Below are 8,835 nucleotides of genomic sequence, written 5' to 3'. Positions count from 1 at the left end.
CTGCTCTCAATCGCATGATCCAAGTTGCAAAGCCTGATAGCTATGAAGTTAAAGCTTAATCTCAACCTAGTTTAGAACTTGATTGGCTCAATTCTCAATCATGCAACAACGCCTAAAACTAATCAACTCCCCAGGATCATCTACTATGCCTTCCAGAAGAACGATCGACATTCTACTCAATTCTGCCCACGTTGCAATCAACAACTCCCTCACCAATTCTCAAATCCAAGCTTATCTGAAGGAGTTTGGCTATACGCCAGAGCGGATTCAGCAGGGCAAATTGCTCTATGAAGCTGCCCTTGCTGCCCACCAGCAACAGCGCGCTGACTATGGTGATCAGAGAACTGCCACCACTGCCTTGCAACAGGCTTGGGAGACTGCCAAGAAAAGCTATATGCGCTACATCAAGGTTGCGCGTATAGCTTTTAAGGATAATGTAGGCGTGGCAACCCGTCTAGAACTGGAGGGCGATCGCAAAAAGAGCCTGCCCGGTTGGCTAGCCCAGGCAAACCAGTTTTACACGAACCTGCTCAACGCACCCGAATTGCTGACCCAGTTGCGTGAGTATGGCATTACCGCAGACAAGCTTCAGGCAGGGCAGGCAGAGGTGCAGGCAGTAGACACCGCTAACCTATCTCAGAGAACTGAAAAAGGCGATGCCCAAACCGCTACTCAGACAAAGGAGAAGGCGATCGCTGCTCTGCAATCGTGGATGAGTGACTTTACCCGAATTGCGCGTCTGGCGTTAGAGAGCGATCGGCAGTTGTTGGAGGGGTTGGGAATTGTGGTGAAGACTCGCAACACCAGTTCAGGAGAAAGGCGTTCTGCGTAATGCTTTTGTGAGGGCGATTGGTTGAATGCTAAAGGCAGGACATATCGGATTGGATATGTTTTGCTGGCGCAGAGCGAATGCCTTTCGCCTCTACAGAATGTGCATTGCCCAATAATCGAACTCTCATTCCTCCCTTCCAGAGGTTGGCACAGTTCTCACCCCAAGCCCAACTGCTCCTTCAGTTTCGCTGGCACATTCCTCGCTGTTTCCAAACCTCGCACTCCTTGCCAACGAGTATCTTCATTCCATGTGATACCTTCAAGATGTGCATTGGTTAAGTTAGCGCTGCTGAGATTAGCATCTTCAAGATTAGCGCTGGAGAGGTTGACTCTGGAGAGTTTGGCGCTGGAGAGGTTGACTCTGTCAAGGTTGGCGCTGGAGAGGTTGGCGCTGTAGAGGTTGGCGCTGTCAAGGTTGGCATCGGAAAGGTTAGCTTTGTCGAGGTTGGCGCTGGAGAGGTTGGCGCTAGAGAGATTGACTCTGTCAAGGTTGGCGCTGTAGAGGTTGGCGCTGTCAAGGTTGGCGCTGTAGAGGTTGGCATCGGAGAGTTTAGCACCGAAGAGGTAGGCTCTAGAAAGGTTGGCGCTGGAGAAGTTAGCGCCGGAGAGGTTAGCTCTAGAAAGGTTGGTGCCGGGGAGTTTGGCGCTGGAGAGTTTGGCTCTAGAGAGAAATGAACCAGCAATCTGAGTAAATAATCCGGATTCTAAACAATCCGCATAATGGACAATCTTCAAGAGGCGATGTGTTCTTTCATGTGAAGCTGCTTCCTCTGGAAGTTGCCCACTGGGGTAGAAAAAGATTTGCTGCTTCAGTTCCTCACTGGGCTGCTCTGGGGCTTGGGCATAGCGATGCAGTTCCAGCAGCAAAATCAGCACATTTAGCCCAGTAAAGACATCCACTTGCCGTAGTCCCAAAGGCTTTTCTTGCTCAGGTCGCTGGTCTCTAAGCAGACGCATCTTTTTTTGAGGCAAGTTCTCTGGCTGAGCGTCGATCAACTCTCCTTCACACCATCGCTCATAAAATTCATTCAGGCGTTGAAACAGGCGAATCCAGTCTTCTGGATCAACTTCTGGACTGTCTGTTAACATAGCCATCAAATATTCCACAATTTCTGGTGTGAGTCCTCCATACCCCAGCAGGTCATAGAGTTCCCAATCCATTTCGTCACGTGAGATATAGAATTCGCGGCGACGATCTCCCGATTTTGACCAGTCCTCCAGGGATTCTTTCAACCGTTCCGCACACAGAAACTCTCCAAAACTCTTGTGAATAAACTCTACCGAGCCTTCGCCGCTCCTACCGGGCTGCATATAAAACGCCGCTAGAGCATTGCGGAGCGGATTGTCCTTAATCCGATTTCTGGCTTCCTCTAGCAGAGCCTTTGCGGTGTTGTTCCCCTTCAACCGCTCGTCAATCGTGGTAAGGGAAGCACACTCACTCCCTGACTGCACCACACACAGCCCTGCCTCCGCTAAAATGCGGCGCAGATTTTCAGTATCCAGTTCGGTGATCTGACGGTTCAGCCATTCGGGGCGCTGTTCTGTCAACACCCAATCCAGCGTATTCTGATAAACCCGAATCTTTGCTTGAACCCCCTCAACGCCCTCGAAGTCTTCAATCTTCAACTGTCTATCTCGATGCATCGCAGCCAGCAGATAAAGCACTAAGGGTTCTTGCGCTAGTCCTGACTCTTCATCCGTTCCTCGAATCCGCTCTGGGCAGTGTGAATTCTGCAAAAATTGCTGAAAAGCAAGGCTTTTCTCACTGCCTGCTAACTGCGCCCAGTTCACAAACCAGCGATTTTGAATCTGCTCATTCATGGGCAAGAGTTCTACCCGCTCCAGGTTGTTAGGCAAGTCTCGCTCAACACTGTGTAGTGAAAGAGTTCTTCCCGTGACCACAACGCGGTGCCCCATCTCGCCACTGCGACTACAATCCTGCTGAAACGTACCGACTTGCTTGAGAAACTTTTCCAACCCGCCGCTGGTTCTGCCCTCCATCAGCAACTCATCAAACCCATCCAGCAAAAACAGAAAACGAGTGCTGCGGTCAAATAACCAGCGATCATAACGGGCAAAGCTAGCTTTCACTACATCTTGTAACGTCGCCTCAAAACTGGGCTGAAGCACCGAAACATCACGCAAACGGATCAGGATCGGTGTCCAGCGGGGATGCTCATATTGCCGTACCCATTCAGCAAACATCCGGCAAAAAGCACTCTTCCCCCGACCCGGGCCACCCTGAACAAACAACACCCGATCTTGTCGCTGATCATCGTCGAGCCATGCTTTTGCCCATTCCTCTAGCACAACAGGTTTTTTATTTTTGACAGGCTCTCCATTGCGGTCAATACGTTGAGCATTCAGCGGCACGTAAAGGTCTTTCAGAATGAAGGATTCGTCAAAAACGCGCCAACGGTCTCTTAACTCCGGCTCGGTTGAGTCTGGAGAGATATAATCTCGCAGATATTCATCAATGCTGGTGAACTTATCCAACGCTTCCTGTCCGCCCATGCGGTAAAGGTCTGCCAGTGGCTTCACCTGATCAGCGGTTTCTGCCAATGCTTGATACAGATAGCGAGGGGTATTCCAGGCAACGCGATCAACAAAGGTTTGTGTTTCAGCATTATTCAGTCCCGTTTCCTGCAACTCCTCCCGTAAGGCTTGACTAAACTCTGCTGCAATCTCTGACTCCTGAAAACAAACCAGCGCCTTTTTTGCCTGAGACTCCGTCACAGCTTTAGCATCTAAATGATGGATCTGACGCTCTACAATCTTCTTCAGCGGCGTATTGCCCAAAGCATTCTTAACTACCTTAGATGTATTCAACACATCTTCCAGACTTGCCAAATATGCAATTTGACTAACCAGCAGCACTGAATCGGTGAGGGTTGGGTCTTGCTTGCTGTGTTCAAGATAGAGTTTTGCCAGCGTCACACCAATGGAGACAAAAGGTAATCCTGCCCCCACTAGTTGCACGATCGGTGAGTCTAATGCGTTTAGAAACGGTTGAATATCTTTGGCAAGGGGCGCAAGTTCCTGAATCTTCGGTGCCTGCTCTTTGAACACCAGACCAAACTCCTGAATTGCCTGAGCAGACTCCGCTCCTGTTGTAGTCAACTCTCCCCAAGGCAACTCTCTAATATCGGTATTGAGAAACTGCCAGAATCCTTTAAGTACGCCCGCTGCCATTGCCATTTCCCCACCAATTCTGCATTGAACTTAGCGCAAAACTGGCTGAAGTCCAAAAATTGCACTCGATATGATATTCGACGGTGCGTTTGCTCGATCGCAACGCACCCTACGAAAGCTGTTGAATTGATATCAGGATTGGAAGCGTGGAGGTCTTTTGCACCCTTTAGTGGAAAAGTAACGGCATACTATGGGCGATCGCACAAACACATGATTAGTAGTTGTCTAACCTGTAATGTCCGAAATCCTGTCGCTGATGTTGGTATCTGACTTTACTACAGTTAGCACTCTGCTTAAATATGGTTTCCTCGCTTGGAACTATCACTTCCGCGATCGCAGTTTTGATTGGAACTATTGTTTCCACAGTCTTAGGTTGGGCGCTGATTCTAATTGGGCCTGCACTCTGTTTTCTCGCAATCCGTTCTCGCTCAACTCCTCGGAAGTTGCTTCTGCTCGGTGCTTGCATTTTGTATGGAGTTTTGCCACTTTTGCTCGGTTTTGTCGGGGCTTCCTTAGCTACAGCTTTGGGCTGCCAAGCAGAAATGGGTCTCGATTATCAATGTCCTACCAATCCCGGACTTGGAGACTTAATCACAACAATGAGCTTTATTGGTGCTTGGGGTCCAATTGTCACGATTCCATCTAGTGCTTTGGGTCTCCTAGGATTTATCAGTTCATCCATAATTTCAGTTGCTCGCAACTCTTTCAGGTAAGTTTTTATTACTTAGCACTCAAGCATGAGAAAAAGGGAAGCACAGTGTGCTTCCCTTAAGTTTCACGAGGTTAGAGAAAACTTTTAATGCACTTACGCTTTGCGGAATCTTCTCACCAGGAACAAACCACCCAGACCCAGCAAGGAAGCTGCACCCGTTGCGGGTTCGGGAACGGTAGTCGCTGCTAACCCTACTAGCTGAACGGGTTCATCGCCAATTGTGCCCACAGTGCTGGCGCTACCGTTAGACAAGTTGATGTTATAAAGCGTGGAGTTAGAAGCCGCATAAGCAACGTTGTTACCCATGCCATCAGCAAGAATGTCAAACCCACCTACCACATCAAAGTCAATTCCTAAAGAACCAATAGTCGTCAACGTGCCAGCGTTAGGAGGACTTTGCAACACCAACACATCCAGAGCAGAGTCAATCCCAAATAGTTGAGTTGTGCGGGTGGGGTCAGGAGACGGAGCAAAGGAGTTGGTGTAAGCAGCAGCAGTGATGTTGGGGTTAGCGCCAGCGTTAACATCAGTAGCTCCATAAGCCAGCGTTCCATCGGGCTGGAAGCCTGTTGCGGGGTTCATATCTAGGTCAGCGATCGCCCCTGTATCCACGTTGATGCGAAGGTTTTGATCATTGCTACCGACTAACCGCAGGCGATCGGGCACCGGGTTAAAGTCAAATCCTGACTGATTGCCCCCTTCAAACTCAATTGGAGAAAGCGAACTCACTAAAGTTGCTTCACCCGTTCCAAAGTCAATTGTGTAGATATCATTTGTATCAGTAATGCCATAGAGCAACCCATTTGCTGGACGAATATCAATTCCTAGCAAATTGCCGTTAACACCCGTCACCGCTACATTACGGGTTTTGGTGGGATCATCAGGATTAAACAGAACCAGTGAGTTGCTGTCAGTCAAACCGATGAGTTGAACGGTCGCTGCCAAGGCAGGTTTAACAGCGCCAAATAGACCGACTAATGTTGTCACCGCTGTAGCAGCAAGAATTGTGCTGAGCCTGTTCAGTGTCATGGGAACCTTCCGAATTAAATGATGATCTTGTTTAAAGGCGTGATAAGAACGACGAGCAGAATTCCGTAAGTTCACGGTCTTTTGTGTCGTTGTGCTAGGGATACGGAAGGAGCACGGCTTCAGATGCACTGCTCAGTTAGCTTCATTGAAGCTTTATCAAAGCGACTTTATAGGCTTTAGTTCTTGAAGAAGAAATGAAGAAGATAGGGAAGTGGGAGCGTGAAAACCGTCTTATTCCGTTACCCCCTTGCCCCCCTAATCATCCGTACCGCGATGAATGCGCTGGCTAGTGCCAGTCCAGCGGCAATGAAGACGACCAGGCGAAAGCCGTCAACAAAGGATTCGGCGATCGCCCTTTGCACCTCCTCCCCTAACCCAGCAGGTAAATCGGGCACCTCAATGGCTGCTAGCCTGACCCGTTGTTCATAAACCAATTGCTGAACCTCAGGTGGTAGATTCAGCGCTGCTAACCGTTCGCGCAATCCACGACTAAAAGCAGCCAGCACTAATAGACTTAAGACAGCTACTGACAACAGACTAGCTACGCGGGATACAGCATTGTTGATGCCAGAAGCAATTCCAGCCTGGTGAGCCTCAACCGCACCCATGACCGTTGTGGTTAGGGGTGCCACACTGATGGCCATACCAAGCCCTAGAATAGCGATCGCCGGAAAAAAAGTTGTCCAATAGCTGCCGCCAATTCCGGGTAGGGCAAACAGAGCGAATCCCACTGCGGCAACGATGGGTCCAACCGTCAGCGGCAATCGCGCGCCATAGCGGCTCACTAGCCCACCCGACCAGCGAGACAGTACAAACAACGTCAAAATCAGTGGCAAAAACGCTGCTCCCGTTGCGGTTGCAGAATAGCCCTGCACCTGAATCAGGTTAAACGGGAAGAAAAACAACACTCCGCCTACCGCTGAGTAGAGCAACAGCGTGAGTAAGTTTGCCCCGCTAAACGTGCGTGAACGAAACAGCCTCAACGGCATCATAGGATAGCGGCTATGAGCTTCTAGCCAAATGAAGGCAGCCAGAGTCGCGATGCCAATCACTACTGCTGTAATCACCAGTGGATCGCCTAAGCCCAGATTTGAGGCTTCGATCAAGCCATACACCAGTGCGCCTAAACCAATCGTTGCCAACAGTGCGCCAGCCCAATCTAGTCGAGCCGCTGATTCGTCTCGGCTTTCGGGTACTCGCCAGAGCGCGATCGCTAACACAATTGCTGCCAACGGTAGATTCAAGAAAAATATCCAGCGCCAGGACACCGATTCCACCAACCAACCGCCCAGTACGGGCCCTAACGCTGATGTGATTGCCGTAAATCCAGACCAGGTACCGATCGCCCGTCCTCGTTCTGCGCCGCTAAAGGCAGCGCTGATGATCGCCAAACTCCCTGGAGTCAGCAGTGCCCCACCGATTCCCTGGACGGCACGCGCCAGAATGAGTTGATTCACATCGGGAGAGAAGCCGCACCAGAGAGAGGCGATCGCGAAGATGACGACTCCCCAAATGAAGACCCGCCTGCGACCGAGGCGATCGCCCAGCGACCCTCCCACTAAAATTAGCGCTGCTAGAAATAGAGCATAAGCCTCTACAATCCACTGCACCTGGGCTGCTGTTGCGTCTAGCTCAGATTGCAGCACAGGCAGCGCCACATTCACCACGCTGCCGTCAATAAACACCATGCTAGAGCCCAGAATCGTCGCTGCCAAAATCCAACGGCGCAAATTTCGCTTGCAGGGCTCTACACAAGGTTTTGACCGAATCACCGCTTCATCACAAGGGGGTTTGCCAATATTGGTCATGAGTTCTCAAGCACAAAACAACCTTGGAACAATCAATAACACGATTAACACGATCTCCTCGGGGCTAATCGCATGTGATTCTGGAATGGTTCATGAAGCTTTATATCCAGAAGTGAGTTTTATCTCACTTGCGACAAGATCCCAAATGCAAACTACTCAAATTACGGATTGACCTTGAGGAGCGATCGCTCTATGGTTCAAGTAAAGATTCAAACACTTTGTTATGGACATGGTTTCTGTGAATGTTGGGAAGCAATCCTAAAGAAGAAGCAATACCGACTTAAACAGATTTCGCGGCACATCAATTTCTGTAAGGGCGCACTGCGGTGTGCCCCTACCCACGTCTGCAACATGCTTCAATTAAATTGGTATAACTTTGTAAACCCTCAAGGATTGCAGAAAAAGCAGTACGTTGGATCGGCAAACTCCTGTCCGTCTTGGAAATACGTTACGTTGCTAAAGTCACACTTGATGCAACGATGAACTACAGCAAGCGTTGAATTAGTTGGCGATCCGCAAAGTCCACAGGGTAAGCCTGGCTTGCGTTCAGCGGGAGCAAATCCCGGACAACCACATTGAGGGCAACGTTGGCTAATCTTGTAGACGAGATCCTCAGTCGCCTGAGCAATCACCTTCATTCGCGTAGGGTTATACATTGCCCGCATATCCGTTTCAAGATGCGCCTGATCAAACTTCTTTAGGAACCAAGTCACTGTTTCTATCAGTTGCGCCTCATCGGTAATGCCTTTAACAAGGTGAGAAGACGGGGTTGGTTGTGCCTCAGACAGGGCAACTAAACCATGCGTCGGAAAGCCAATTTGCTGGGCAAAGGTGAGAGCTGCTTCAAGGCTTTGGATGGACTTGTGACTATAGTTCGTTTCTGTAGAGATAGCTTGTCCCACAATTTCTAGATCATGAGTGCGATCGCTCAACAACACAATTTCGCAATCACATGCCACAAACGGAATCGCTGGATGAGGGCCAAAACTTCCCTCACTGGCAAATGCAAGCGTTAATCCGGTCAAAGCCATTGCTTTTTCGACCTTGAGTCTAGCTGCATTCTGCTGATCTCCAGCGCGTTTAATATCACGAGTAAAGGTGCCAAACTCATCGGTATTAAATCCTTGAGGAACAACAACTTTTACTCCAAGCTGTTGTTCCAAAATGGGAGCAATTGCCTGTTCTTTTTGATGCATTGTTGCCAACACACTTTCTCTGTCACAAAACAGATCCTGGGGAAATGAGCTGTCCATGATTGTAAGC

The 8,835-nt window shown here is 49.5% G+C and carries 5 protein-coding genes; 1 reads left to right on the top strand and 4 read right to left on the bottom strand.

Annotated features, from left to right (window positions below; genetic code table 11):
- Window positions 1-145 precede the first annotated feature (145 nt).
- Window positions 146-832 carry a PQLLE family protein gene (locus tag H6F93_RS16365; protein ID WP_190682738.1) on the top strand — a complete coding sequence of 229 codons (687 nt, stop codon included), beginning with the start codon at window positions 146-148 and terminating at the stop codon, window positions 830-832.
- A 155-nt stretch (window positions 833-987) separates the two neighbouring features.
- Here H6F93_RS16365 and H6F93_RS16360 read toward each other — a convergent pair whose 3' ends face one another.
- The 4 genes from H6F93_RS16360 to H6F93_RS16345 form a co-directional block, all read right to left on the bottom strand.
- On the bottom strand, window positions 988-4,029 hold the full coding sequence (locus tag H6F93_RS16360; protein WP_206755736.1) for a pentapeptide repeat-containing protein: 3,042 nt from the start codon (window positions 4,027-4,029) through the stop codon (window positions 988-990).
- A 799-nt stretch (window positions 4,030-4,828) separates the two neighbouring features.
- Entirely contained in the window at window positions 4,829-5,764 is a 936-nt protein-coding gene (locus H6F93_RS16355; protein ID WP_190682732.1) for a DUF4394 domain-containing protein, read from the bottom strand.
- A 239-nt stretch (window positions 5,765-6,003) separates the two neighbouring features.
- Window positions 6,004-7,572 carry an MFS transporter gene (locus tag H6F93_RS16350; RefSeq protein ID WP_190682729.1) on the bottom strand — a complete coding sequence of 523 codons (1,569 nt, stop codon included), beginning with the start codon at window positions 7,570-7,572 and terminating at the stop codon, window positions 6,004-6,006.
- A gap of 386 nt (window positions 7,573-7,958) precedes the next feature.
- Window positions 7,959-8,825 (bottom strand): DUF6671 family protein, encoded by an 867-nt coding sequence (locus H6F93_RS16345; RefSeq protein WP_190682726.1) that lies wholly within the window; start codon window positions 8,823-8,825, stop codon window positions 7,959-7,961.
- Window positions 8,826-8,835: the final 10 nt, after the last annotated feature.

This window comes from Leptolyngbya sp. FACHB-671 (assembly GCF_014695745.1).
GTDB lineage: Bacteria > Cyanobacteriota > Cyanobacteriia > Elainellales > Elainellaceae > JAAUTN01.
The sequence above is the reverse complement of the archived record's forward strand: the minus strand, read 5'-3'. Positions and strand labels throughout refer to the sequence as shown.